The sequence below is a fragment of the Pseudoalteromonas sp. meg-B1 genome (genome assembly GCF_003173795.1).
Classification (GTDB): Bacteria; Pseudomonadota; Gammaproteobacteria; order Enterobacterales; family Alteromonadaceae; genus Pseudoalteromonas; species Pseudoalteromonas undina.
Genome location: NZ_QGQU01000002.1, coordinates 680,457 through 707,362, shown reverse-complemented (window position 1 = coordinate 707,362; position 26,906 = coordinate 680,457). Strand labels below are relative to the sequence as shown.

General features: G+C 39.7%; 23 protein-coding genes. 12 read left to right on the top strand and 11 right to left on the bottom strand.

Annotated elements, in window-relative coordinates; genetic code table 11:
• Positions 1-320: 320 nt before the first annotated feature.
• Positions 321-3,494 (top strand): TonB-dependent receptor, encoded by a 3,174-nt coding sequence (locus tag DK924_RS11540; RefSeq protein WP_109875233.1) that lies wholly within the window; start codon positions 321-323, stop codon positions 3,492-3,494.
• A gap of 48 nt (positions 3,495-3,542) precedes the next feature.
• Here DK924_RS11540 and DK924_RS11535 read toward each other — a convergent pair whose 3' ends face one another.
• Complete coding sequence (locus DK924_RS11535; RefSeq protein WP_109875232.1) at positions 3,543-3,974, bottom strand: MarR family winged helix-turn-helix transcriptional regulator; 432 nt, start codon at positions 3,972-3,974, stop codon at positions 3,543-3,545.
• 152 nt (positions 3,975-4,126) lie between these two features.
• Between DK924_RS11535 and hmgA the strand changes: the two genes are divergently transcribed.
• Together hmgA and maiA are read left to right on the top strand one after the other, a co-directional pair.
• Complete coding sequence (hmgA, locus tag DK924_RS11530; RefSeq protein ID WP_109875231.1) at positions 4,127-5,428, top strand: homogentisate 1,2-dioxygenase; 1,302 nt, start codon at positions 4,127-4,129, stop codon at positions 5,426-5,428.
• Between the two features lie 7 nt (positions 5,429-5,435).
• On the top strand, positions 5,436-6,065 hold the full coding sequence (gene maiA / locus DK924_RS11525; RefSeq protein WP_109875230.1) for a maleylacetoacetate isomerase: 630 nt from the start codon (positions 5,436-5,438) through the stop codon (positions 6,063-6,065).
• Here maiA and DK924_RS11520 read toward each other — a convergent pair.
• Positions 6,062-6,295, bottom strand: a complete 234-nt coding sequence (locus DK924_RS11520; protein ID WP_008464346.1) for a TIGR02647 family protein — start codon at positions 6,293-6,295, stop codon at positions 6,062-6,064. The genes maiA and DK924_RS11520 overlap by 4 nt on opposite strands.
• A gap of 104 nt (positions 6,296-6,399) precedes the next feature.
• Between DK924_RS11520 and DK924_RS11515 the strand changes: the two genes are divergently transcribed.
• Both DK924_RS11515 and DK924_RS11510 read left to right on the top strand, forming a co-directional pair.
• Positions 6,400-6,702, top strand: coding sequence for a DUF1496 domain-containing protein (locus tag DK924_RS11515; RefSeq protein ID WP_109875229.1), 303 nt, complete (start codon positions 6,400-6,402; stop codon positions 6,700-6,702).
• A gap of 97 nt (positions 6,703-6,799) precedes the next feature.
• Complete coding sequence (locus DK924_RS11510) at positions 6,800-7,111, top strand: VF530 family DNA-binding protein (protein WP_010389056.1); 312 nt, start codon at positions 6,800-6,802, stop codon at positions 7,109-7,111.
• 39 nt (positions 7,112-7,150) lie between these two features.
• Here DK924_RS11510 and DK924_RS11505 read toward each other — a convergent pair whose 3' ends face one another.
• Entirely contained in the window at positions 7,151-8,779 is a 1,629-nt protein-coding gene (locus DK924_RS11505) for a diacylglycerol kinase family protein (RefSeq protein ID WP_055011948.1), read from the bottom strand.
• Between the two features lie 320 nt (positions 8,780-9,099).
• Between DK924_RS11505 and DK924_RS11500 the strand changes: the two genes are divergently transcribed.
• From DK924_RS11500 to DK924_RS11475, 6 genes are all read left to right on the top strand, one after another.
• Complete coding sequence (locus DK924_RS11500; protein ID WP_075170279.1) at positions 9,100-9,624, top strand: sigma-70 family RNA polymerase sigma factor; 525 nt, start codon at positions 9,100-9,102, stop codon at positions 9,622-9,624.
• Complete coding sequence (locus tag DK924_RS11495) at positions 9,621-10,304, top strand: anti-sigma factor domain-containing protein (protein WP_109875228.1); 684 nt, start codon at positions 9,621-9,623, stop codon at positions 10,302-10,304. Before DK924_RS11500 ends, DK924_RS11495 begins: the two co-directional genes overlap by 4 nt.
• A 136-nt stretch (positions 10,305-10,440) precedes the next feature.
• A complete protein-coding gene (locus DK924_RS11490) occupies positions 10,441-12,033 on the top strand; it encodes a DUF4331 domain-containing protein (RefSeq protein ID WP_109875227.1) in 1,593 nt (530 codons plus the stop codon).
• Between the two features lie 11 nt (positions 12,034-12,044).
• Complete coding sequence (locus DK924_RS11485; protein ID WP_010389066.1) at positions 12,045-12,554, top strand: Ig-like domain-containing protein; 510 nt, start codon at positions 12,045-12,047, stop codon at positions 12,552-12,554.
• A gap of 46 nt (positions 12,555-12,600) precedes the next feature.
• Complete coding sequence (locus tag DK924_RS11480; protein ID WP_109875226.1) at positions 12,601-13,626, top strand: lipopolysaccharide assembly protein LapB; 1,026 nt, start codon at positions 12,601-12,603, stop codon at positions 13,624-13,626.
• Positions 13,623-14,723 carry a HupE/UreJ family protein gene (locus DK924_RS11475; protein WP_109875225.1) on the top strand — a complete coding sequence of 367 codons (1,101 nt, stop codon included), beginning with the start codon at positions 13,623-13,625 and terminating at the stop codon, positions 14,721-14,723. The genes DK924_RS11480 and DK924_RS11475 overlap by 4 nt, the downstream gene beginning before the upstream one ends.
• Positions 14,724-14,785: 62 nt before the next feature.
• Here DK924_RS11475 and DK924_RS11470 read toward each other — a convergent pair whose 3' ends face one another.
• The 7 genes from DK924_RS11470 to DK924_RS11440 form a co-directional block, all read right to left on the bottom strand.
• Entirely contained in the window at positions 14,786-15,409 is a 624-nt protein-coding gene (locus DK924_RS11470) for a TetR/AcrR family transcriptional regulator (protein ID WP_010389073.1), read from the bottom strand.
• A gap of 129 nt (positions 15,410-15,538) precedes the next feature.
• Positions 15,539-16,948 (bottom strand): efflux transporter outer membrane subunit, encoded by a 1,410-nt coding sequence (locus tag DK924_RS11465; RefSeq protein ID WP_109875224.1) that lies wholly within the window; start codon positions 16,946-16,948, stop codon positions 15,539-15,541.
• Complete coding sequence (locus tag DK924_RS11460) at positions 16,948-20,079, bottom strand: efflux RND transporter permease subunit (RefSeq protein WP_109875223.1); 3,132 nt, start codon at positions 20,077-20,079, stop codon at positions 16,948-16,950. Before DK924_RS11460 ends, DK924_RS11465 begins: the two co-directional genes overlap by 1 nt.
• 11 nt (positions 20,080-20,090) lie before the next feature.
• Entirely contained in the window at positions 20,091-21,254 is a 1,164-nt protein-coding gene (locus tag DK924_RS11455) for an efflux RND transporter periplasmic adaptor subunit (RefSeq protein ID WP_109875222.1), read from the bottom strand.
• Positions 21,255-21,472: 218 nt separating this feature from the next.
• Positions 21,473-22,762: a hemolysin family protein gene (locus tag DK924_RS11450; protein ID WP_109875221.1), complete on the bottom strand. Its 1,290-nt coding sequence runs from the start codon at positions 22,760-22,762 to the stop codon at positions 21,473-21,475.
• 103 nt (positions 22,763-22,865) lie between these two features.
• Positions 22,866-23,567 carry an ABC transporter substrate-binding protein gene (locus DK924_RS11445; protein WP_109875220.1) on the bottom strand — a complete coding sequence of 234 codons (702 nt, stop codon included), beginning with the start codon at positions 23,565-23,567 and terminating at the stop codon, positions 22,866-22,868.
• Positions 23,568-23,664: 97 nt separating this feature from the next.
• A complete protein-coding gene (locus DK924_RS11440; protein WP_055011940.1) occupies positions 23,665-24,774 on the bottom strand; it encodes an arginase family protein in 1,110 nt (369 codons plus the stop codon).
• A gap of 422 nt (positions 24,775-25,196) precedes the next feature.
• On the opposite strand from DK924_RS11440, the gene udp reads away from it, so the two are divergent.
• On the top strand, positions 25,197-25,952 hold the full coding sequence (udp, locus tag DK924_RS11435; RefSeq protein WP_008112319.1) for a uridine phosphorylase: 756 nt from the start codon (positions 25,197-25,199) through the stop codon (positions 25,950-25,952).
• Here the strand turns inward: udp and cdd are convergent.
• On the bottom strand, positions 25,941-26,870 hold the full coding sequence (gene cdd / locus DK924_RS11430; RefSeq protein WP_109875266.1) for a cytidine deaminase: 930 nt from the start codon (positions 26,868-26,870) through the stop codon (positions 25,941-25,943). The two genes, udp and cdd, sit on opposite strands and share 12 nt — an antisense overlap.
• Between the last annotated feature and the right edge of the window lie 36 nt (positions 26,871-26,906).

Here is a 26,906-nt window from a genome sequence, read left to right as displayed (position 1 = left end):
CTTGCACATCAAAAGCTCATAAAATTAAAAAAGCCATTACATGCATGTAATGGCTTTTTTTATGGAAAAAATAACTTTTCATCTGTTTGTCATAAAAACTACTTACTATCTGCTCGGTAAAATATTGAAGCATAGATAAAATGCTAAATTTCAAAAATAAAGTGTTTTATAATAAAAATATTACAGTTGTATTTTATTTGTAACAAACAAATGGGGTACACTATGTAAGTGTTTTGGGTTAAGTGTATTTTGTGGTCGCTTAATCCAAAATTAAAATAAAAAAGCTATTAAAAGTTTATTTAACTACACGGGAAAATAAAATGAAAATTCAACTTCGCAAAACAGCTCTGTCACTTGCTATAGCAGCATGTGTTGGTGTGAGTGGTGCTGCAATTGCAAACGAAACAACTTCTGCAATTAAAGGTCAAATAAAAGGGCCAAATGGTAACCCTGCTGCAGGAACTAAAATTACTATCCTACACGTTCCTTCAGGCTCAGTTAAAACAACTGAAGTAAATGACGCTGGCTACTTTACTGCTAAAGGCCTTCGTGTTGGCGGTCCTTACAAAGTAATCGTAGATTCAGACATCTACGCTGACCAAGAGTTCAATAATATTATTTTGAACATTGGTAGCGACTACCCTGTTAATACTTCACTTGAAAATATCTCAGATATTGAACAAATTGTAGTAACTGGTCGCCCTATCAGCACTATGTCTGGTGGTACGGGTCCTGCTTCAACATTCACGTTAAGCGATCTTGAAAATCAACCAGCTATTAACCGTGATTTAAAAGATATTATTCGTATTGACCCTCGCGTTGCTATCGATGATAGCCGTGGTTCAATCAACTGTGGCGGTGGTAACCCACGTTTTAACAGTTTAACCCTTGATGGCGTTCGCATGAACGATAACTTTGGTTTAAGCTCAAACGGTTACCCTACAATTCGCGCTCCATTCTCTTTTGATTCAATCGAGCAAGTAGCAGTAGAATTAGCACCATTTGATGTTCAATATGGTGGTTTCACATCATGTAACATCAATGCGGTTACCAAATCTGGCGGCAACGACATTCACGGTGGTGTATTCTACGATTACACTAACGATTCAATGAAAGGCGACAAGATTGAAGGTAATGACGTTGATAACGGTGATTACAGTGAAAAACGTTATGGCTTTAACGTTGGTTTACCGCTAATCAATGATACGCTTTTCTTGTTCACCTCTTACGAAAAACTTGAGGGTGTTAAACAGTTTAACTATTCATCTTTAGTATCGTCAGCTGACATCGAGCGTATTAAACAAATTACACGTGATGTTTATGGTTACGAAGCCGGTGCAACACCAGCAAGCTCACCAGTAGAAGATGAAAAAATCTTAGTAAAATTAGACTGGAACATCAATGATGATCACCGCGCTAACCTGATCTATAACTACAATGATGGCTTTACTTTATCGCAATCAGATGCAGATGGTGATGAGCTAGCATTTGACAGCCACTTTTATGAGCAAGGTGCTGAATTTACTTCAATCGTTGCATCACTATACTCTGATTGGAATGACGATTTCTCAACTGAAGTTCGTTTAGGTAAATCAGAGCTTGACGCACGTGTACAATCTTTAGATGCAGCAAGTGGTTTTGGTGAATTCCAAATCAGCACTGATGACGCTACAGTATATGTAGGTCCTGATGATTCTCGTCAATCAAATGATTTAAACTACGATACCACAACAGCTAAATTCTCGGGTACTTACTACCTTGATCAGCACACTATTACCGCTGGTTTTGAGTACGAAAAGTTAGAAGTATTTAACCAATTCGTACAACACACAGAAGGTGAATGGCGCTTTGCATCAATCGATGCATATGAGCAAGGTATAGCCAGCGCAGTATTTTACAATAATGCCGCAGGCACAAACGATCCAACAGATGCAGCTGCTAACTTCGCTTATTCACAAAATACATTCTATGTACAAGATGAATACAGCTTTTCAGATATCGATGCATCATTAACATTTGGTCTGCGTTACGATAGTTATTCAAGCGATGATAAGCCTACTTTCAACCAAAACTTTACTGATCGCTATACTAATGAAAAACTTTATCCAGAATTAGTATCTGAGTATGGAACTAACTTTAATAATCAATCTACCTTTGATGGAATAGACTTAATTCAACCTCGTGTAGGTTTTGAGTGGTATGCAACAGATGCACTAGAAGTACGTGCAGGGGTTGGCTTGTTCTCAGGCGGTAACCCAAATGTATGGCTATCTAATTCTTACTCAAATGATGGTATTACTAATATCAGTGCTCATCAATTTGGTAGTGTGGATTTATTCGCTCCTGAAAATGTTACAGTTACGGGTGCAGGCCCAGGTTTTGATATTCCAAAATCTCAGTTTGACAAAGTCGCTAACACGCCTATCGGTTCAGGTGACGGTACAGTGAATGCTGTTGATCCTAACTTTGAAATTCCATCAGAATGGAAATATTCATTAGGTGCAACCTACACTACTGAAAACGATTATGTAATTGCTTTAGATTACCTTTACACTGATAAGCGCGACGCTGCAACATTGCAAGATATCGCACTTCGCCCTACTGGTGAAGTAAGCTTTGATGGCCGTCCTCTATATGAATCAATTGAAGGTCGTGATGGCGAACTATTATTGACAAATGTTAACGGTGATAGCGGTTCATCATCAATTATTTCAGCTGCAGTAAGTAAAGCGTTTGATAATGGCGTAAGTATGCAATTCTCGTATGCTTACACTGATGCTGATGATGTAAACCCAATGACTAGTTCTGTGGCCAGCTCAAACTACGGTAACTTGGCAACATCAAACCCAGGTAACCCTGGCGTAGCATCATCTGATTACGAAATCCCACATCGCTTTACACTAAACCTAGGTTACAAGCACGAGTTCTTTGATGGTTATAACACTCGCTTCAACCTATTTGGTGAAGCATACAAAGGTTTACCATATAGCTTTACCTACAAGAGTAATCGCGACACGGGTGCGGGTGATATTCAATTTGGTGACGACAATTCAAATGGCGCACGTCAATTATTGTATGTACCGCTTGAAAACGATCCTAATGTTGTTTACAACATGAGTGCTGATGAAATCAATGAGTTTAACGACTTTATCGCATCTGAAGGTCTTAAACGTGGTGAAATCACTGGTCGTAACCAACAGAACTCTGATTGGTTCGTTAAATTTAACTTTAAAATCACTCAAGAAGTACCTGGCTTTATGGATGGCCATAAAGGTGAAGCATTCTTCGTAATCGATAACTTAACGAATATGTTAAACGATGACTGGGGTGTATTAAGAAAAGGTTCTTTCGTGGGTAATAAGATGGTTGAAGTAAATATTAATGACCAAGGTCAATACGTTTACTCAAACTTCAGTGCTCGTAGTGCTGAACAATCTGTACAACGCGATGCCTCTTTATGGGAAATGCGTGTAGGTGTTCGTTACACGTTCTAATTTGATTAATTAAATTAGTCTATTTAAAAGCCCACTTTGTGGGCTTTTTTATACCTGTAATTTATTTTTTAATTTATCAAAAATAGCGATTAACTGGCGTTGTTCATCATCTGACAGGCAGCTTAATAATGCTTGCTCCCATTGCAATGCTTGTGGTGTTATTTTTTTATATAAAGCCATGCCCTTATCACTTAACATCAAAAATGCAGCACGCTTATCATGCTTATTTAACTCGCTATAAATAAGCCCTTCATCTATCAGCGCTTTTACCGCTCTTGATACCGTTGATTTATCCATATCTGCTTGAGTACATAACTGCTTTGCTGTGCTTTGACCTAATTGCGCTAAATTAGCCATTATTCGCCACTGCGGAATTGTTAAATCAAACTCTTTTTTATAAATGCTCGAAAAATCGTTACTTACCTGTGTTGCTAAGTGCGTTAATTGATAGGGCAAAAATGTCGTTAAATCTATTTTCATGTTGAATCACTTATTTATTTACACACGACTTTTATCTGTTCACTTTTATTTACAACGGTCGTAATCAGTGCATTTGATATTAGTCTCACTTGAGAGTATCTTAGCGTAAATAACAAAAATATAACACTCCCCCATTTTTACAGGAGTCAGTAATGGCGACACAATTAAACTACATGACCGGCTTTGGCAATGAATTTGAAACCGAAGCGCTGCCTGGTGCATTACCGATTGGTCAATTTAGTCCGCAAAAAGTAAAATATGATTTATACGCAGAGCAATTCAGTACCACTGCATTTACCGCTCCGCGCTCTGATAACCGCCGCACTTGGATGTATCGTATTCGCCCATCGGTTGTGCAAGGCGATTATACAGCCATAGACAATGGCTTAATTAGAACCGCTCCCATTACCGAAGTACCGACTCCACCAACTATGCTGCGTTGGGATCCCATTGATATACCAGCAGAACCCACTGACTTTATCGATGGCTTAATCACTATGGCTGCCAATGGCAGCGCGAATGGGCAAGCCGGTATTGGTATTCATGTGTATGTCGCCAATAAATCCATGGACAAGCGCTTTTTTTATAATGCCGATGGCGAAATGTTATTTGTACCGCAACAAGGTGAACTACTACTTAAAACAGAACTTGGGCATTTAACTATTAAAGCCGGCGAAATTGCCGTTATTCCGCGTGGTATTAAATTTCAAGTAATGTTACTAACCGACACTGCCCGTGGCTATATTTGTGAAAACTACGGCCATGCCTATGTCCTTGCTGAGCGCGGCCCTGTGGGTGCCAACGGTTATGCGAATGATCGTGACTTTCACTATCCAGTAGCGGCTTTTGAAGATATTGAGGGTGATTTTGAACTGATTGCTAAATTTAATGGCAATATGTTTCGTTGTGATATTGGTCATTCTGCTCTGGATGTTGTTGCTTGGACAGGCAATAGTGCGCCTTATAAATACGACTTAGCTCGCTTTAATGTCATGAATACCGTTAGCTTTGATCACCCCGACCCTTCAATCTTTACCGTACTCACTTCACCATCGGGTACTGAGGGCGTTGCAAATATCGATTTTGCTATTTTCCCACCGCGTTGGATGGTGGCTGAAAACACTTTCCGCCCGCCTTACTATCACCGTAATATTATGAGTGAGTTTATGGGCTTAATAGAAGGGGTATATGATGCAAAAGAGCATGGCTTTGTGCCAGGTGGCATGAGCTTACACAACTGTATGTCGCCGCATGGTCCTGAAGCAGACGTATTTGAAAAAGCATCAAACGCCGATTTAGAGCCACAACGCTACGATAATACGTTGGCGTTTATGTTTGAGTCACGTTATGTAATATCGCCGACTAAATACGCATTAGAAGGTAAAGAGCGCCAAGCTAATTACACTGATTGCTGGCGTACAATCAAAAAACACTTTAATGGCAATCAAGGATAATCAGATTATGAAGCTTTATACTTATTTTCGCTCATCTGCAGCGTATCGTGTGCGAATCGCATTAAATCTAAAAAATATTGATCATCAATTGGTACCTGTTAACTTATTAAAATCAGAACAGCAAAGCACAGATTACTTACAAAAAAACCTACAAGGACTGTTACCGGCTTTAGAAACAGAAGACGGCGTATTAGGTCAATCTCTAGCAATTTTAGAGTACCTTGAAGAGCAATACCCTGAAACACCATTACTGCAAGGTAATGCTTGGCAAAAAGCACACATTCGCAATTTAAGTTATGCAATTGCCTGTGATATCCATCCTATTGATAATTTGCGAGTGCTTAAATATTTAAGTAGTGAACTTAATGTTGATGATGAAGCAAAAAATAAGTGGTACCGACACTGGGTTGAAGTTGGTTTTGAAAAAATAGAACAAATGCTCGATAGCAAAAATACATTTTGCGCAGGCGACTCGCCAAGCTTAGCTGATGTATGTTTAGTGCCACAGGTATTTAATGCCATTCGCTTTAAAGTAGATATGGCTGCCTACCCTAAAATAGCAGCCGTTTATCAGCGTTGTAATGAGTTGGACGCCTTTATTGATGCAGCCCCAGAAAATCAACCCGACGCAAACTAACTTTTTAACGCACTGTGTATTACAGTGACGTGCTCAATTAAGTCTAAGCCCAGATCAGTTAAATAACCGCCATCTGGGCTATCAATAACGCCTTTATCAAACAAACGTTGTGCTGCGCTCAGTAAAGCGGGTTCAGCATCTGAATGGAGTTTAATCCCCTGCATTTTGCTTTCGCGTGGGAATTTGGCAAGTAGTGTAAATTCGTCAATCATCGTTTGATTAAATAGCATATATGTTCACCTTTTTATTGTTCTGTGTTTTACTGAAGTTGTCTTACTTACCCTAGCATGTTTTTTTGCTAAGTGTAGTTATTTTAAACACCTTGAGGTTATTCATGCGTTATTATTTTACTTTTATGATTGCTGTTTTATGCTTGTGTTTTTCAGCTTTAAGCTACGCTAACACAACAAAAACGCTTCCTATTGTTGATGCTACCCAGCTTATAAATACTAATACTGAGTGCTGGTATGATAATAAACGCTATAGCGAAGGTGCCATACTGCAAGTTCATTCTGTTACGCTTATTTGTGCTGCTAAATACCCCCAACATAACAACAGTCAGTTAATTTGGCTAAAGCTCGATAAACAAGGTAACCTTATTTATCCCAAGAAGCCCTCTACTATTACTGTAAATTAATCAAGATTAACAATCTGGGATTTGTCAGCCATCTCTAAACTATTAAGATGCGGTGGGATACGCTACAATACATGCAGTTTAAAAAAGCAGTGTGACTATGAATAATCAACCAAAAAACCCGCTTCATGGGGTAACTTTAGAGCAAATTCTTGTTGAACTAGAACAACGTTTAGGCTTCAAAGCAATGGGCGAGCAAGTAAATATCAAATGTTTTACAGATTCGCCAAGTATAAAATCAAGCTTAAAATTTTTACGTAAAACGCCTTGGGCAAGAGATAAAGTAGAAGCGCTTTATATCCATACCATTAATAACAAGCCGTTACGTAAGCCTAGAAATAAACCGACTAAGCAGTCAGAATCCTCACAACCTGATACATCAGGTTTTGTATGGCCTTCTATTAAAAAATAAAAGGCTCAAAAATAGCAATGGCGTAATACATACGCCTTTCTAATCAGGTGTTTGCTCTTGGCATATTACATTTAGCGACGCAGGGTGAATGCTCACCACCACTTTATCTGCAGATTTAACCTCGCCATCAATCACGTAATTTAGCGTTTCATCTGCGCTTATTTCTACACGTTTTGCATTGGTATAATGCGAGTTAATAGCAAGATGCGTTTGCGTAATACTGCTAAACATCAGCTCAGCAATACTTAATACCGTGGTTTCATTATCTTTGTTTGGCGTTAACCAATTTACATCCAATAACCCATCGCGGTGATCAGGTTGCCCGCCCCCTTGTGCTAATAACGTAGTGAATGGGGCAGCATTTGCCACAATAAAACTATTTGTATTAATAGTCTCAGGCTCATTATCATCTAATTTAACTATCAGCTGTTGCGCTTTATTTTCGCCAAATGAGTGTAAAAAACCATTTAAATAAGCAAGTTGACCTGATTTATTTTTAGACTCTCGATCCGCTTTTTCAATCATTGCATGCTCAAAGCCAATACCAATTAATAATAGCATCAGCTCATCATTACAATACGCGGTATCAATAAGGTTAGCTTGACCATCAATGATTAAATCACATGCTTGCTCAACAGGAATAAATTTAGATTTTATCCCCATTAATACATGAGCGAGCGCATTTGCTGTGCCCAGTGGTATTATTCCTAATCGACAAGACGTACCCACCAACACACTGGCAACCTCAGTTACAGTTCCATCGCCACCACAAGCAATAATAATATCGGGGTGGTTTTCTATAGCCTGTTTAGCCAATGTAATGCCATTTTGTTCTGGCGTAGTTTTTAAAATGGTTAAATCGTAATACGCAGATAAACGCGCAACAATTAAATGCTCTTTTTCAGACCACAACTTAGTGCCTGAAACCGGATTAGCAATTAAGTACGCTTTGTTTTTTATCAGTAGCTCCCCCTTACGGTGGCGCTTAACTAAATGGCGTAATTGGCGTTTGTTAAGGTTCGCAGTTTCACGTGTTTCTTTTATTTGTGCAAGAATATCATGCACGTCCGCGTCTTTATTTTGACTCAATAAATACGCTGCCATAACAAACACCGAGCGTCCACGCCCTAATGCACAATGCACCACAACACGACGGTCTTTTTTAATATGATGATGTATCCAGTTAATGGCTTGGTTTAACTGTGAGTGTGTAGGCACACTGTGATCAAGAACAGGAATATTTAAATAATCGATATTTTCTTGGGTAGATGTCCATTCAAGGCCATCAAATTCACAGGTAACGTCCAAAATAGCGGTAATGCCATTTTCTTTCAATGTGTCTATATCAGAGGGGAATAAACGACATGCTAAAAATAGGTTATCATTTATTTGCTGAATAGGCGGTACTTTGTCACGCTTACGTGACCACGCATTATAAATTTGCGCACCTAATAAAAAAGGCACAAAGGCCCAGCGAATGTAAAAAGGGATAACGCCATTTTCGCGTTTTCTAAATACTTTCCCTGCGTTGAAAAAATAAGCGCCGCTGACTAATAGTAGCGAAAGTGCGGTCCAAAAAAACGCAACTGCAAAGTAAATGGAGTTAACCGTTAATCCCAATACTATAAATACCAATGCTGTTACAAGATAACTTACTGCAGCCCACATAATTTTTCCTTTTTATTGGTGTACACTTTTAAATGATCATCATATCCAGCAATCATTATGCCATTAGTAAACTTAGGTAGTAACTTAGCTAGCTACCTGCTCTGCATCGGTAGTTCTAAGTTAAATCAACATAAGAAAGATTAACATGGTATGCAGTTTTTACATCTCATCGAATAAATTATTCACAGTATGATAAAAGCATACTATGCTCTTAGATTGCTATCTATATAAAAAATATTGATAAATTTTAATTTTCAACTTTTTGCATCTAAATATCGTGTTTACTCGTTCTAATACTAATAATAAAAAATAGGATAATTATGGAAAATAACGAATTACTTTCTTTGCTGTGTGCAACAGCACAAGGAGACAAACATGCTTTTTCACGTTTATATCAGAAAACGAGCGGCAAACTCTTTGCAATTAGTTTTAATATGTTGTCTAACAGAGCTCATGCTGAAGAAGCACTACAAGATGCCTTTATTAAAGTTTGGCATAATGCGTCTGAGTATAACGCCTCCAAAGGAACTGTAATAAGCTGGATGATTAGTATTATTCGCTACAGAAGCCTTGATCTACTCAGGTATTATAAAGTCCGTAAGGAAGAACCCTTAGCTGAGGATCAACAAGATACTCACATCGTTGATGTCAATTATGATGAAAACACTAAATTAGTCGACTGTATCGAACAACTAGAACCACAACAAAAGCATGCTATCCACCTTGCCTACTACAAAGGGTTAAGCCATAGAGAACTCGTGAATCATATTGACACACCATTAGGAACAGTTAAGAGCTGGATTCGCAGAGGTTTAGTACAGTTACAAAGGTGTTTAACAATATGAACTATAACAAACCAGAATTACTTAACTCGCTTGCTGCAGAGTATGTACTTGGCACATTAACCGGCTTGGCGCGTAAACGTTTTCAGCGACTCATGCTAGTTTCAAATAAAGCGAGAGAAGCGACCAATATATGGGAGCAAAACCTTAATAACCTAGCGAGTGCTATTAGCCCACAAACACCATCAGATGCCACATGGCATGAGATAATGCGGCGTATCGAAAATAAACCACAATTAGAAAAATCACAGCTAATAATAAAACCTTCTATTTGGCGTGCATGGTCATTTTTAGCGACCGCCGCATGTATTATTTTAGCTGTTTTAGTTACTCAAGCTACTACCAACAGTAAGCAGACACAACAAATAGCTTTAGTAAAAAATCAAACTGAGCAACCGTTGTGGTTTATAAATGTAAGTAACCATGAGCTCTCTATTAAAGCGAGTAACCAACTAATAGCGCGAACAGATAGAGACTACGAACTGTGGATGATACTTAAAGGGCAAGATACCCCTGTCTCCCTTGGTTTATTACCCAAAAATGGCGATAAAACTATTCTCAAAAGTAAACTATTTAAAGCAACCGACATAACATTATTAGCGGTTAGTTTAGAACCCGTTGGCGGTTCACCGAATGGTTTACCTACTGAGGTACTATACACCACAGAATTAGTACTTTTATAAACTGATGCTGGTCGCTTTACTTCAAGCGATCAGCATAAAAAGTAACAAAAAATAAATACTTTTAACTTTTTTGCATCCACTTAACTATCCTGTCCGTTATTAGCTATGACTTCAAACAAAACTAAAGGACAAAGTCATGAAAGCTTTTACTCCATCAATACTTGCAGTAATGGTATGCAGTACATTTATAAGTGCACCAAGTGAAGCATCTAGCCATAGAGAAGCACCAAATATTAGCCGCTTCCCAACTTTAGACTCTACCGATTTTTATCTATTTAATAGTTATGAGCAAGGCCGAGGCGATTACGTAACCCTCATCGCAAACTATATTCCTTTACAAGATGCTTATGGTGGCCCAAATTACTTTGCAATGGACCCTGATGCTACTTATAGCATCCACATTGACAATGATGGAGACGCTATAGAAGATATTACATTTGCGTTTAACTTTGAAAGTATGCTGCCAAATGATAATCAAGGGGTACAACTGACTGTAGGACCAGAGGGTAATCAGCGGACCGTTTCAGTACCTCTTAAAAATGTTGGCGGCATCTCTGCAGGTAATGACGCTGCTGTAAACTTTAGCGAGTCCTACAGTATGACCATGATCAGCGGACCACAACGAACTGGCGCTACCGCAACCCTAAATAATACCACTACAAACTCTAGCTCGTTCTCTAAACCACTTGATTATGTAGGTAATAAAACCTTTGGATCGATGACAGAATATCAAGCCTATGCTGATCAGTTTGTCTATCAAGTTGCCATACCCGACTGTGAAGGCATGGCGAGAGTTTTTGTCGGTCAACGTAAAGACCCATTTGTAGTTAACTTAGGTAAAACTTTTGATTTAGTTAATTATGTTCCAGTTGAAGGTGACAGCTCGCCAGGGGCAGCCGATGGTGGAGGTTTCCCAGGCGGTATAACCCAATCAGCCGATAATGATGATCTCGCAGACAAAAATGTTACGTCAATAGCTATTGAAGTACCAAAAGCCTGCATTGTAGGCGAAGGTAATCAAGTCATTGGTTCGTGGACAACAGCTAGTTTACCTCAAGCTCGCGTGCTTAACCCTAATGCAAAATTTGCAAATAATGCAGTTAATGGAGGGGCATTGACTCAGGTTTCTCGATTAGGTAACCCGCTAGTCAATGAGCTTGTAATTGGCATTAAAGATAAAGATACATTCTCAACATCTCACCCTAAAGACGATGGACAATTTTTAGATTATGTATCACACCCCTCTTTACCCGAGCTTCTGAATATCTTATTTAAAGATGCGGTTAATACAACACTAGGTGCTAGCCTAGAGACTCTTGCGCCCACTAATTTTCCACGCACAGATTTAATTACTGCATTTTTGACAGGCTTTGCAGGGGTAAACCAACAAGCAACGGTAACACCTTCAGAAATGCTGCGTCTAAATACCGCTATTGCAGCGACTGCGCAGGCCGACCAATCAGCATTTGGCGTTGCAGGTGACGACTTAGCTGGTTTCCCGAATGGACGACGCCCTGGTGATGATGTTGTAGATATTGCGCTACGAGTTGTAATGGGGCGTTTGTGCTACCCTATCCCCGTTGCAGGTACAGATACTGATTTAGGGCTGTGTACTCCAGAAGATGCAAACGTAGGCACTGTGCCATTTACTGATGGCGCACCTGTTAATGCATCAATGATGAATGCCACATTCCCTTACCTTGCAACGCCGCTTGCAGGCTCTAAATAAGGAGTGAACTAATGCATAATCTAAATTTACGTCATGTCTGTATACTATCTGTAAGCCTGATTATGGCAGCATGCAGTAACGATGACGACAAAAATAAATCACCAACTATAACCAACTCTGCGCCCTCAGCAAGTGATGTAATACTCACCACTCAAACAGAGGTCAGTATCTCTGATATGCTCAGAGCCACTGATATAGATGGCGACACATTAAGTTACTCACTATCAAGTGAGCCTACGTTAGGTGTTGTTGAAGTAAATAGCGATGGTAGTTTTACTTACACCCCTAATAAAGAGACAACAGGTACAGACAGCTTTATGTTTGGCGTAAGCGATGGCATAAGTTCACAAGTAAACGCCACTGTGAGCATCACTATTGAAGCGTTGCAAGTTGAATTTGCACAGTTTGCCACGGATGCTTTAAATCAACAGCCTACGGCTGAGCCATTGTCTGTGAATGGTAGAGTATTTACCAATACAGATACTGATGTTGGTGATCTGATTTCAGCAAACGGAAATTAATCAATCAACTGACTAGCCAAGGAAGGCTAACTTTTAGGAGAAAATAATGCACTTACCTTTATATTTGCCATTCACTTTTATCGCTGTCTTTTTAATGCCGCTCACTCTACAAGGCGCACCTTTTGTACCAAAGGATGATGCAGTTATTGCAACTAGTAACACTAAATTAAAAGCATCTCTTTCTGTTGAAGAGATAAAGAACTTACTCGACAACAGTCAATTCTCAGGCCAATCTGAGCGGTTACAAGGGGCCCTTAAAACACATTTGGTAAAGCTATATCAGGAAAACCCCACTTCAGAAGTAAGCTATCTGTATGCACGTATATTACAAAAAGAACATTTATTCGAGCAAGCCATAAATATTGCAAAAGAGGCAATAGATGACGATCCTAACCATGTTAATAGCCATTTACTACTAGCAAATATTTTTATGACGCAAGGGCGTTTTGAAGCAGCAACAAAACACTGTATATCTTTAATTGGTTTAGTAAGTACCCTCACTGCAAGTACCTGTGTGCTTGATATACAAAGCCAACACAAAAATGTTCAACAAAGCTATCAATCGCTATTAAAAATAGTTGATAACAAAGAAACAAATCTTGCAACCAAGCATGTGTTAAGTGAAATGAGTTACCGAATGGGTCACTATAAAAAAGCACTCTCTCATATTAATCATATAAAATTATCGAATATGCCTGTGAGCCTTGTTGTTTTATGGGCTGATATTCAGCTTAGACTTAATAACTCTGAGCATATTATTAACAGCCTAAGCACATTGGTTGACGATAATACTAATTTAGAGGATGCGCTGTTGCTTAGGCTAGCTATTGCAGAAAAAGATCTAAAAACACACGGGCAAAAATGGCAAAAAATGATGGCTGAAAGAGTCTCTTTACGCGAAATTCGCCAAGATACTTTCCACGCCAGTGAACTAGCTAAATATTACATTAATATTCAGCCAAACCCCGACAAAGCATTGTACTGGGCAAACATTAATTGGCAACAAGCAAAGATGAGTATGGATCAGCAGTTACTTAAAGATGCACAAGCAATGGTACGAGGTAAGCTATGAGATCAACTTATCTATGTTTTTTCGCTTTATGTTTGTTCGCTTTTACAAACAATGGCTTTGCACACCAGTTAAGTACCAGTTATATCGTGTTAAATAACAATATAGATAAAACGCAATATATTGGTCACTGGCAAATCAGTATCGCTGACTTGGAACATGCAGTAGCACTTGATTTAAACAACGATGGGCAAATTACATGGGCCGAAATAAAAGCAAAACGTAGCTCACTTACTCAATTTGTTGAACAAAACATAAGTTTTACCCAAGACTTAAAAGCCTGCCTTTTAAATAATGAAGGCCCGTTTAAGCTCGATACTCACTTTAATCAACCTTATTTGCAAATTCCTATTCGCTTTTATTGCGATAATAACACTACAACCTTACTTACATACTCAGCTTTTTTTAACCGCGATGCTAGCCATAAATCTATCGTTAACATCAACGGTGTGTCGCGTGTATTTGACTATCATAACCAAAAACAAGCATTTAATTTTGAACAAACAAGCTACCTAGAAACCTTCAATCAATATGTTTACCAAGGCGTGTTACATATTTGGATTGGTATAGACCATATTTTATTTTTAATTGTATTGTTACTTACTTGCGTGTTGGTAAGACGAGATAAAACATGGCAAAGAAGTAGCTCTAAAATAAAAATCATAAAACACACTGCATGGATAGTCACCGCGTTCACACTGGCACACTCTATTACGCTTACAGCCACAGCTATGAACCTTGTCTCCCCAAATAGTCGCTGGGTAGAATTAGGAATTGCAGTGTCAGTATTGTTTGCAGCACTTAATAATGTTTGGCCCGTCGTAATACGTTTAGGCTGGCTTACTTTTGGTTTTGGATTACTTCATGGGATGGGATTTGCAAGTGTCCTCGGTGAACTAGGCTTGTCAGAAGACTACCAGCTGCTAAGTATTATTGCTTTTAACCTCGGTGTTGAATTGGGTCAACTGAGTATTTTGTGTCTCAGTTTACCAATACTTATTTACCTAAGAAACTATAATTGGTATCAAAAGTGGTTAATGCCTTCAGGTTCAATCTTGGTTGCTCTAATCGCTCTGCAATGGTCAATAGAGCGTTATTAATGAATAACATTTAGGCTAACCCACAAAAAGGTTAGCCTAATTTTCCTCTGCTCATTCTTATTCTAATTTTTATCAAATGGCATAAGTAATGTTTTCATTGCTGGACGTAGTGCGATAAGCACGGTTTCTTCTGTTAACTCAGGAAACAGCATTTTTCGTAATAACAATCCTGCCATCACTGAAAAAATCACATTAATACGGCTCTCTAATTCTTGCTCTGAGTGTGATTTTATTAAACTGCTTTCACTGACTAATAAATCCCGCATTCTGTTACGTGCTTGCGTGTCAGCCTCGCGTAGTAGTAAAGCAACTTTTTTGTTTCTACTCGCCTCTGCCATCATATCTAGGTCAATAACGCAGGCCCCAGTGTCCATATGACGCTGTACGCCATGATGTAGACCATCAAGTAACACAGTTAAAATATCACCAGGTTGATCTTCAAACTCTTGAAATATGGAGAACATTTCTTCCATATCTTTTTCAATAATACTTTCGATTATTGCTTCTTTACTATCAAAATAGTTATAAATATGGCCTGCGCTCATACCTGCTGTTCTTGCTATTTCAGCCATACCTGCGCCATGATAACCTTTGCGATGAAAGCAATCCGCAGCCGCTGTTAATACCTGTTCACGACGCGCTTGTGCTTGCACCGGATCAAGGTGTTTTTTATTTTTAGAATTCATTCGAAACTCCATTATCGAGTCACTAGACTCGAAACGTCTAACGTTTACCCTTGATAATAGAGAGGTAAACGTTAAACGGTATCACTTTACTACAGATAAACCAGCCATAACTCACCGGTTTAATGCATACTAATTACTTTGATCGGTAGTTACTTCCCATCCACCACCAACGGCTTTGTACAAGTTAATTTGACTTGCAAGCAAAGCTTGTTGACCGGTGATCAGTTGTTGCTTTGCGCTATACCAAGTTCGCTGAGCGTCGAGCACTTGTAAAAAGCTATCGACCCCTTTATCGTATCGCGCCTGTGACAAGTCATAGGTTATTTTTCGGCTTTGTAGTAGCTGTTCAAGTGCGCTTAATTGGGCATTGTAACCCTCTCTATCAGCAAGCACGTCAGCAACTTCGCGAAACGCTTGCTGAATTTTTTGCTGATACGTTGCTACAGCAACTTGTTGCTCTGCATTAGCGACATCTAAATTAGCTTGGTTACGTCCCATATTAAAAATAGGCAAATTTACCGACGGCATAAAGCTCCACGTACCTGATCCTGCATCAAATAAATTACTTAAATCACGTGATGCTGTTCCTGCATTGGCTGTTAAACTAATACTTGGGTAAAACGCTGCCCGCGCAATCCCTATATTGGCATTTGCGGCAAATAATTGATGCTCGGCCGCTTTTATATCAGGACGCTGTGTTAGTAAATCAGACGGAAGGCCGACAGGAACAGCCGGTAAATCAAGTAATGAGTTCAACTCTTTAGTCGGTAGTAAGTCCTGCCCCACCGGATTACCTACTAATAAATCAAGCGCATTTTTATCACGTTTTAATAAACGCTTATACTTTGCAATATCAACCTTTGCAGTAGCTACGGTACTTTTTAATTGCTCTAGGGTAATTTCAGAGGCAGCCCCTAAATCAACACTTTTCTGCGTTAAAGATAAAGAAGCTTGCTGCGATGACAACGTCTCTTGAGCTAAAGCAAGTAATTGCTGATCGGTCGCATAATTAAGCCACGCATTTGCCAGTTCAGAAATTAACGATACCTGCATGCTATATTCACTAAGCTGCGTAGAATAAAGCGTTTGTAATGCTTGCTCAGATTGATTACGCACTTTGCCCCATAAATCTAATTCATAAGCAGTCATGCCCACAGTTGCACTGTATTGGGAGCTAATTTGAGGCTGATCACTTGCTGATAAATCAGCTGGCAAGCGCTGACGACTGCCTGATGCATTGAAATCGAGCGAAGGATATAACGCTGAGTCTTCGATCTGATACAAACCACGCACTCGTTGCACATTAAGTGCTGCTATTTGCAGGTCTTTATTGTGCTCAAGGCTTAATGATATCAGTGCTTTGAGCTTTTCATCATTAAAAAACTGCTGCCATTTTAATGACGAAACTTGTCCTTTGCCTGCCTCTGATGCATACGCATCAGGGACAGGTAAATTAAGCGCTTCTTGCTGAGGAGCTAACTGACATCCAGATAAAATGGCTAAAGTTAAAGCACTAAAACTAATTGTTCTTACACTCATTAAACTTCCTCCTGCGAGGTGGTTTTAGCTTTACCTGAAAACAGTCTACGTACCAAAACAAAAAACAACGGTACAAAAATTACCACCAGTGATGAAGCTGCAAGTGTTCCGCCTATAATTGAAATACCTAAGGCGTTTTGAGCACCAGAGCCTGCACTCGAGGCTATTGCAAGCGGTAAAACACCACAGATAAATGCCATTGAGGTCATTAAAATAGGGCGTAAACGAAGTCGTACAGCTGCAATGGCTGAATCTACCAAACTTAAGCCTTCATCCATTTTATGGGTGGCAAATTCAACAATTAATATCGCATTTTTAGAGGCAAGCCCTATGGTGGTTAATAAGCCAACTTGAAGGTAAATATCATTTGATAAGTTACCTAAGAAAGCAGCCATAACAGCCCCAAATATACCCAGAGGTACAATCATCATTACTGCAAATGGGATAGACCAACTTTCATAAAGTGCAGCTAAACACAAAAATACAAATAATAGTGAAAGACCATAAAGAAGCGGCGCTTGACCACCACTTGAACGTTCTTGGAATGAAATACCAGTCCATTCAGAGGAAATACCATTAGGTAACTGCTTAACTAAGCGCTCCATTTCATCCATAGCCTCACCTGTACTGTAACCAGGCGCAGCACTACCTTGAATTTCCATAGCTGAAAAGCCGTTATAGCGCTCTAAACGAGGCGAGCCATATGACCAATATGAACTAGCAAACGCTGAGAATGGCACCATGTCGCCGCTTTTATTTCGCACATACCATTTATTGAGATCCTCAGGCACCATGCGCGCATCGGCCTTACTTTGCAGATATACCTTTTTAACACGGCCACGGTCGATAAAATCGTTCACATAACTACTACCCCAAGCAGTAGAAAGCGTACTGTTAATATCACCTTGTGATACACCAAGGGCTTCTGCTTTTGCAAGATCAATATCCAGTTGTAATTCAGGCATATCTTCTTGCCCGTTTGGACGAACACCTGCCAGTATTGGACTTTGGCTAGCCATACCCAATAACTGATTACGCGCCTTTAATAGCTCGTCATGACCTAAACCAACCCGGTCTTGTAAAAACATATTAAAGCCGTTGGCAGTACCAAGTTCAATAATTGCCGGAGGTGGGAATGCAAACACAAGCGCCTCTTTTATCGTTGAAAAATAGCCCATGCCTTTTCCTGCAACCGCTCCCACTGATAAGTCGTCACGTTGGCGCTCATCCCAGTGCTTTAAGCTCACAAAGCCAATGGCTGAGTTTTGTCCTGAGCCTGCAAAGCTAAAGCCGGTAACCGTGAAAATTGATGCAACAGCTTCAGATTGTTCTTCTAAATAGTGGTTTTCTACTTTTTTAACCACTTCAAGCGTTTGCTCTGTTGTAGAACCTGCTGGCAGCATTACTTGGCTAAACAAAATACCTTGGTCTTCGTCCGGTAAGAACGCGGTGGGTAAGCTTGAAAAAATAGTGACCATACCACCGACAATCAAAACATAACTAAGCAAATAGCGTTTAGAGTGCTTGATCATTCGCCCAACAAAGCCTTGTGCACCTCTATTGGTTTTATCAAAACCACGGTTGAATCCTGAGAAAAAACGACCTATAAAGCTACCATCAGTATGCACATGACTCGGTTTTAATAACGTAGCACACAATGCAGGCGTTAAAATAAGCGCCACTAATACCGATAACCCCATTGCTGTTACCAGCGTTATAGAGAACTGACGGTAAATAACCCCTGTAGAGCCACTGAAAAATGCCATAGGGATAAATACCGCCGACAGCACCATGGCAATACCCACAAGCGCGCCCTTAATTTCATCCATAGACTTTCGAGTGGCTTCGACTGCAGAGAGTTTTTCTTCAGTCATTAAACGTTCTACGTTTTCAACTACCACTATCGCATCATCTACCAGCAAACCTATGGCCAATACCATCGCAAACATAGTGAGCGTATTAATTGAATACCCAAAGGTAAATAGAACGCCAAACGTACCTAGCAGTACCACAGGAACGGCTATAGTAGGGATAATAGTTGCTCTAAAGTTTTGTAAAAATAAGTACATAACAACAAACACTAGTACTACGGCTTCTATTAAAGTATGTACTACTTTTTCAATTGAAAGTGCAACAAAGGGAGTCGTGTCATAAGGCACAACCGCTTCAAGCCCTTGTGGGAAGAAAGGCTTAAGCTCTTCAAGTGCATCCTTTACTCCTTGCGCGGTATCAAGTGCATTAGCGCCACTGGCTAACTTTACACCGAGTCCCGATGCTGGTTTACCATTAAAACGAGCAACCACACCGTAGCTTTCACCGCCCAGTTCAACTTCGGCAACATCTTGTAAGCGAACAACCGAACCATCGCTGTTAGTTTTTACTAAAATATCTCTGAACTGCTCTGGTTTTTGTAATCGACTTTGCGCAGTTACAGTCGCATTAAGCTGCTGCCCAGCAAGTGACGGCATACCACCTAGCTGACCTGCTGACACCTGTGCATTTTGTGCTTTAATTGCTGCTGATACATCGCTTGGGGTTAGCTTATAGTTTTGTAATTTAGCCGGATCGAGCCAAATACGCATTGCATATTGAGAGCCAAACAGCTCCACTTCACCTACACCGTCTACACGCGAGACAATGTCTTGCACATTCGACGATACATAGTCTCCAATATCAATATTAGTCATACTGCCATCTTGCGACACAAAACCAACAACCAGTAAAAAGCTTGATGATGATTTGGCCACTACCACACCTTGGCGCTGTACTTCTTCTGGCAATAATGGCGTAGCGGTCGCTAATTTATTTTGTACTTGAACTTGGGCAATGTCTGGATCGGTCTCGGCATCAAATGTTAGCGTCAGTGTTGCTGACCCGCTCGACTGTGAGGTTGATGACATATATAACAAGCCATCTAAGCCTTTCATTTTTTGCTCAATAACCTGAGTCACCGAGTCTTCTAAGGTACGTGCAGATGCACCAGGGTAGTTAGCCGTAATGGTAATCGCTGGTGGCGCAATAGACGGATATTGGGCAACGGGTAGGCTTTTAACGGCAATAATACCCGCAAGCATAACAACAATTGCCAATACCCAAGCAAAAATAGGCCTATCGATAAAAAATCGTGACATGAAACTCTCCGTTATTGGCTGTTATTTGCAGAAGACTGAGCAGCGGTTGCCGTAACTGGTGCTCCTGGGCGAATCTTTTGTAGCCCTTCCACAATCAATTGGTCGCCATCGGCTAAGCCTTCGCTCACCAACCAATTAGCGCCTAAAGTACGCTCTACTTTTAATACACGGCTTTCAACGGTGTTGTTTTTGCTAACAACCATAGCTGTAGGCTCACCTTTGGTATTACGGCTCACACCACGTTGAGGAGCTAATATTGCGTCTGACTTAACACCTTCAACCACCTCAGCACGCACATACATACCTGGTAGTAATAGCTTTTCAGGGTTTGGAAATTTAGCACGTAAAGTCACTGACCCAGTACTTGGATCAACCGTCACTTCAGAAAACTGTAATGTACCTTTATGAGGATATACTGAGCCATCTTCCATTATTAGTTCTACATCGGTTTGTGTTGTAGAGTCGACACCTAAAGCACCTGATGCCAGCGCTCTTTTGAGTTTAGTTAACTCATTACTTGATTGGGTTAAATCTACATAAATAGGATCAAGCTGTGTAACTGTTGCCAGAGCACTTGTTTGACCTGCGCTAACTAATGCGCCTACAGTAACGCTTGATTTACTGATTTGGCCGCTAATTGGCGAAGAAACATGGCTATAATCAAGGTTGATTTGCGCGCTTTTTAATTGCGCTTGTGCCGTTAATAATTCTGCAGAGGCTTGCTTAGAAGCTGCATCGGCTTCGTCAAAATCTTGCTGGCTTACAGCTTTAATTGCTAATAATTCTTTATAACGCGACGCTTTAGATTTACTACTGGCTATACTGGCTTCAGCGCGAGCAACCGCCGCTTTGCTGGCTGCTAATTCGGCTTCAAAAATATCGGGATTAATTTGGTAAAGTGCTTGGCCTTTCTCAACCTGAGTCCCCTCTTCAAATAAGCGTGATTGCACAATTCCACTTACCTGAGGACGAATTTCAGCAATTTGAAACGCACTTACACGACCAGGTAATTCTTTTTTAAGTGTAATTGCTTGGCTGTTTAATGTGACAACACCAACGGGTGTTGCTGCAGGAGCAGAAGCCTTAGGTTGCTCAGCTACCTGATCACATCCACTTAAAGCAACAGAACCAACGAGGGCTGAAAATACAAAAAAAGCGATGCGGGAACGCTGCATGTTAAATACCTTTTAGTTTAGAATGAACGATCATTCTAAACTATAGTACAACAATTAAAAATAGCTAATGGACAACATTTACACATTTTTACAATTGATTATAGTTGTCACAAAATTAACTCAAACAATAGTTAAACTATATCAGTGACCTCCATAAAAAAGGCAGCCAATGCAAATACATTGACTGCCGTTAATCAATTATATAATTTTAGCGACTGTTACTCGCTCTCAGGATTTATTCTAGAGACGAGTAACTGCTCAATACGAATGCCTTCTACATCCACTACTTCAAATTTAAAGCCTGAAAATACAATAAATTCTGCACGTTTAGGAATATGCTTCATGGTGTAAATTAAATACCCAGCGACCGTTTCATAATGGTTTTGATCAGGAAACTCATCAATTTCTAATACCTTAGCTAATTCAACAATAGGTGTTAAACCATCGACCAACCAAGAGTTAGCATCACGCTCAATGATTAGCTCCTCACTTTGGTGCGTGATTAAATCACCCATAAAGCCTTTCATTAAATCTTTAACTGTGACGATTCCAACCACTAGCGCATATTCATTGACCACCACAGCAAAAGGATGAACGGCGGTTTTAAACGCATTTAGCGCTTCAGATAAACTCAATGTTTCTGGTAAGTAAAAAATATCTTTATCAAGCATATCCGCATTAATATTTGCCGCCTCACCTTTAAGCACTTGGCGTAAAATATCTTTTGACTCAACCGAGCCAATTAACTTATCAAGGTTGCCTTTACACACTAAAAAGTGATTATGTGGATGCTCTATAATTTTATTGGCTATATCTTCACTCGACTCATCAATATCAAAGTAAACTATTTGCTCACGTGGCGACATCACACTTGATAAAAAGCGCGCTTCTAAATCAAATACATTACCAATTAAGTCATATTCCTGCTGTTGAAGGCTGCCATACTCAGCACCAGCATCCATCATGGCAACAATATCTTCAGTAGTAACAATATCCTCACGCTCACTGGGTACTTTAAACACCCGCAATACGATGTTGGTTAAGCCGTTAAAAAATAATACCAAGGGTGTTAGCGCGAAAGTCACCCATCGCATAATTGTAACTACACGCACAGCAACAGCTTCAGGTAAAATCATTGCTAATCGCTTTGGGAGCAAATCAGCAAATAATATAAATAATGAGGTAATAATTAAAAACGACAGTAAAAAGCTAATTTGACCAAGTAACGGCCCCTGATAAAATAATTGCAGTATTTCTTGCACGTAAGGCGATAATGCCTGCTCACCAACAATCCCACCTAATATGGCAATCGCATTGAGCGTAATTTGGATCATGGCAAAAAAAGCACCGGGCTGCTCTTGCAGCTTTAAAACCGCCAGCGCTTGCACATTTCCTTCGTCGGCCATAACTCTTAACTTTATTTTCCGTGAAGCGGCAATCGAAATTTCTGACATCGCAAATAACGCACTCATCAAGATTAATAATGCAATCCCGATTAAATCACCCATTTATAACTCCAAAATAATCGCTTTTATTAGCAAAAGCAGCTGGATTATAGCCGCTTTTATAAACAGGGCAATTGATATTTATATAATATTATTTTCTTAATATTTATAGTTGCGATTCATACAAAGCAAAGGCCTTGCTAAGTTGCTGCTTTAATTTATTAGGTAGGTTTTTGTTACACGCAAAATATAAGGGAGCTTGGCTGACGTTGATGGGCATTAATGGCTCGAGCTGTAGTTCATTTAATAAGTGGGACTGTTCATGATTTATTCTCTGTGCAGGTATTACAACCAAATCAATGCTGGAACTTCGCGCTCTAATTATTTTAAAAATATTATCAAAGCTATTAAAAAGCATTAAATTTTCGTTTTCTTTAAAGCCTTGGGAGAGTAAATAGTGGTGGCTGTAATTATCTTTTAATACTGCAATTCTATATTGCTTCGCCTGTTCAAGGCTTGTTAGCACAATGCCTTTGTTCTTAAGTGAGTAGAAGTTAGTATCAAATTGAGCTAATTTAGCAAACCAAACAAAACTACTCTCACGCTCGGGTGAGCGAGAAATAGAGAAGATACAGGTTTGTGGATCTCTCAATGCAATATTATAAGTCATGCTCCAATCATTTACTGAAATTGAATAATCAATCCCAGCACTATCAAGCACTAATCGCACTATATCGGCAGCATCACCGACTAAATTGTTGTTCGCATCAAGATACTGCGCAGGTGCAAAATTCTCTGTTACAACAGTGAGTTTAGCTGCGCAGTGTTGGCTTACAATGAGTAATAATACAAAACACCACTTAATCACAATAACCCGCTCTATTAAATTTAAGACGTCACTTTTCAATAAAAGCCAATTAAATATAGCGGGTTATTTGCAAATAGCCAATTTTTAGCTTTTGAAATTAGCGGTTCATTGCGTTAATTAAAAACGCTGAGATTTTAGCGCCTTCTCTCAGTGTCGTCTCAGAGCTTGATTGACCCACTAAAGAGCTGTCAGTAAACGGAGCTATCTCCATCATATCAGCCCCCGTTATAGGGAATTCATCAGCAATCGCTGACAAAATATCAAGTGCGTGTTGTGGCGTTAAGCCATTTTCTTCGGGTGTACCTGTTGCTGATGCAAATTCGGCATCGAGGGCATCAATATCAAAGCTTACATACACTTCATCAACCTTGTCTGCTTTTAATTGCGCAATAGCATCAGCCGCAACCGCAGCTGCGCCACGCTCTATAATTTCAGCAGCCCAATGTTGTTTTACGCCAAAAGTACTTTCCCAATGTGATTTAGGCTTGCCACTTGAGCGAATACCAAATTGAATTAAATGATGCGGCGCTGGTAAGAATTCCAAAATATGTGTGCACCAAGAGCCAAAACATAAGTCAATGCCCAAACGCTCTACGAGTAAGTCGGTGTGAGCATCGAAATGAATAATTGCCGTACGTTTACCTTGCTCGCGTTTGGCTTTTAAATACGCTTTTGTTAACGGGTAGCTAATTGAGTGGTCGCCGCCAATACCAAAAATACCTTTGTCTTGGAATGTCGCATAAAAGCTATCACACACATCTTCAGTGATAGACAATGGGCTTACATAATGATCGTTATTGTCATTTCCGTATAGGGCCTTTTGGCAATTAGTGATAGTGGCCTCATTTAAATACTTATCGTGTAATAAATGCGGTATTACACGTACATCACCTAAATCAAACGAACGACACTGTGTTTGTTGATCAATCAATGCTGAGCGTAAAAATAAAGGCCCCCAGTTAGCGCCACGTAAAATCCCACCACCGCAATCAGAGCTAATGCCTAGCATTACTGCTTTATGTGGTGAATTAGGTAGCTCGTTAAGTGAGTCACGCCATAAAACATCGACATTTTCAGTTTGCCCATATAATTTATTTCTAAGCGCTGCTTTGCGTTCTTTAGCCGTATTGACCGTAAAAACACCGTCGCCAGGTGCACATAAACAGTGTTCAACTTTATCTTTAAATGCTTGAAATTGTGTGCTCATTGTAAACCCTTTTTCAATCTGAATATCTTGTCTATTATTGAGTAGTTATGCAAAACATCGCACGCTGAATTAATTTTAGATAATTTGCATAGTATGCTAAAAATCACAAGGCGCTTTGTTTTGCTCTCTTAGGTTAGTGGTAAACAAAAACCAAACCCACTTACTAACCAATTGAATATAAACAATTTAAATTATAGCTAACGACTCTTTAGCCTAGCTATTGGTTTGCTATGAGGTATGAATATAGTGTCTGAGCAAACAAGTCAACTGGCTCATTTTTCTAGTAATTTTTGCCATTGATTGAATATTCAGAGTTGGTGAATAAATCAAATTAAGTCAATACGGACATCCGTCCTGTACTTCACTTATGTTTCTCGTAATTATGGTAAATTGACAACAATTCTTATTAAAAAGGCTTAGTTATGGAAAAGGTATTTCACTTAGGACTGTGTATTGATGATTTAAAAGGTGCAAAACTGGCAATTGTTCCAGGCGATCCAGATCGTGCAGCACGTATTTCACAGTTCTTAGATAATCCAACCTGCCTTGCTCAAACGCGTGAGTTTCACATTTATTTAGGCCAATTAAACGGTCACTCTGTAGTGGTATGCTCAACCGGTATTGGCGGCCCTTCAACTTCAATTGCCGTTGAAGAACTGGCACAACTAGGCGTACGTAGCTTTCTTCGCATTGGTACAACAGGTGCAATTCAACCGCACATTAACGAAGGCGATATTTTAATTAGCCAAGCTTCGGTACGATTAGATGGCGCGAGTCAGCACTTTGCACCGCTGTGCTATCCTGCCGTATCTGATTTTTTTGCTACTCAAGCTATGGTAAAAGCCTGTGAAAACCTTAATATCGATTTCCATATTGGTATAACTGCTTCGAGCGACACCTTCTACCCAGGTCAAGAGCGTTATGATACGCATTCTGGCTACGTACCTAAATCATTACAAGGTAGCTGTGAAGAATGGCAAAAATTGGGCGTAATGAACTATGAAATGGAATCAGCTACTTTATTTACCATGTGTGCCGCACTTGGCTTACAAGCCGCTTGTGTTGCAGGTGTATTAGTAAATAGAACACGTCAAGAAATTCCAAACGTGGACCACGGCGAGATTGAGAAAAAGTCTGTTGCCGTGGTGCTTGAAGCCGCTAAAGTGTTACTTGGCTAATGTTGCGCTAATAACCTCAAGTGTTGGTAAGCTATCAAAGCTTGCTAACACTGCTTTTGCTACCCCTGATTGGTTTTCATGACCAGCAGTTTCTAATAAAGTAATTGATTTTACTGTTTGCTTATCAAAACTTAATCCTGCTACAAACAATTGACTCACCGCGCTTTGCAATGGCGATAAGCTCGGGCTGTATGCTGCATTTTCAGCATAGCTGCCATAAAAGTCACCATTTTCAAACGTGCTTATTTTTACCGCACTGTAATTTTCACTGTATGGAACATAAGCCGCTAAAGCATAACTCATCAGCTTTTCATCAAGGTCTGTCTCTTTAAAGCGCTTAGTTTGCTCTGCTGGGTTAAATAAGCTGTGCTCATTGCCTAAATCGGTTGGTCCAAATGAATGCGGTAATAGCTCTGCTAATTTAAAATTTTGTGCTGGCAGTAAAATATCAAGCTCTTTTGCATCAGCCAATTCATTCATAAACTGACGGCAATACCCACATGGTGCATCACTAATGGCTATTTTCAGCACTTTCTTAGCGCCATTTAGCCACGCATTATTAATTGCTGATTGCTCACCATGCACCACTAAACTAAGTGCTTGATGATCAAACTCAGCATTGGCACCAAAGTAAAAAGTGGTATTTCCTTGTGAATTAAGCCCTTTAACAATTGCGCCGACATGAAACTTGGAAATAGGTGCAACTGAAAATTCAGAAGCCATAGGCACCAAGCCTTGCAATAAAGTATCTTCGCTGACATTAAGTTCAGTACAAAGCGCTTTAATATCGCTTGAATGTAAAATACCGCGTTGAGTTTTTAATTGACTACGTAATGCTTGGGTTTGCGCTACGTTTAATGAGATGTGTGAATTGCTAAGTGCTGTATTATGTTGCACTTTAAAAGTTGCTGAAGCCATAATAGTTTTTATTTGTTCAATGGCCAAGTAGTGTAA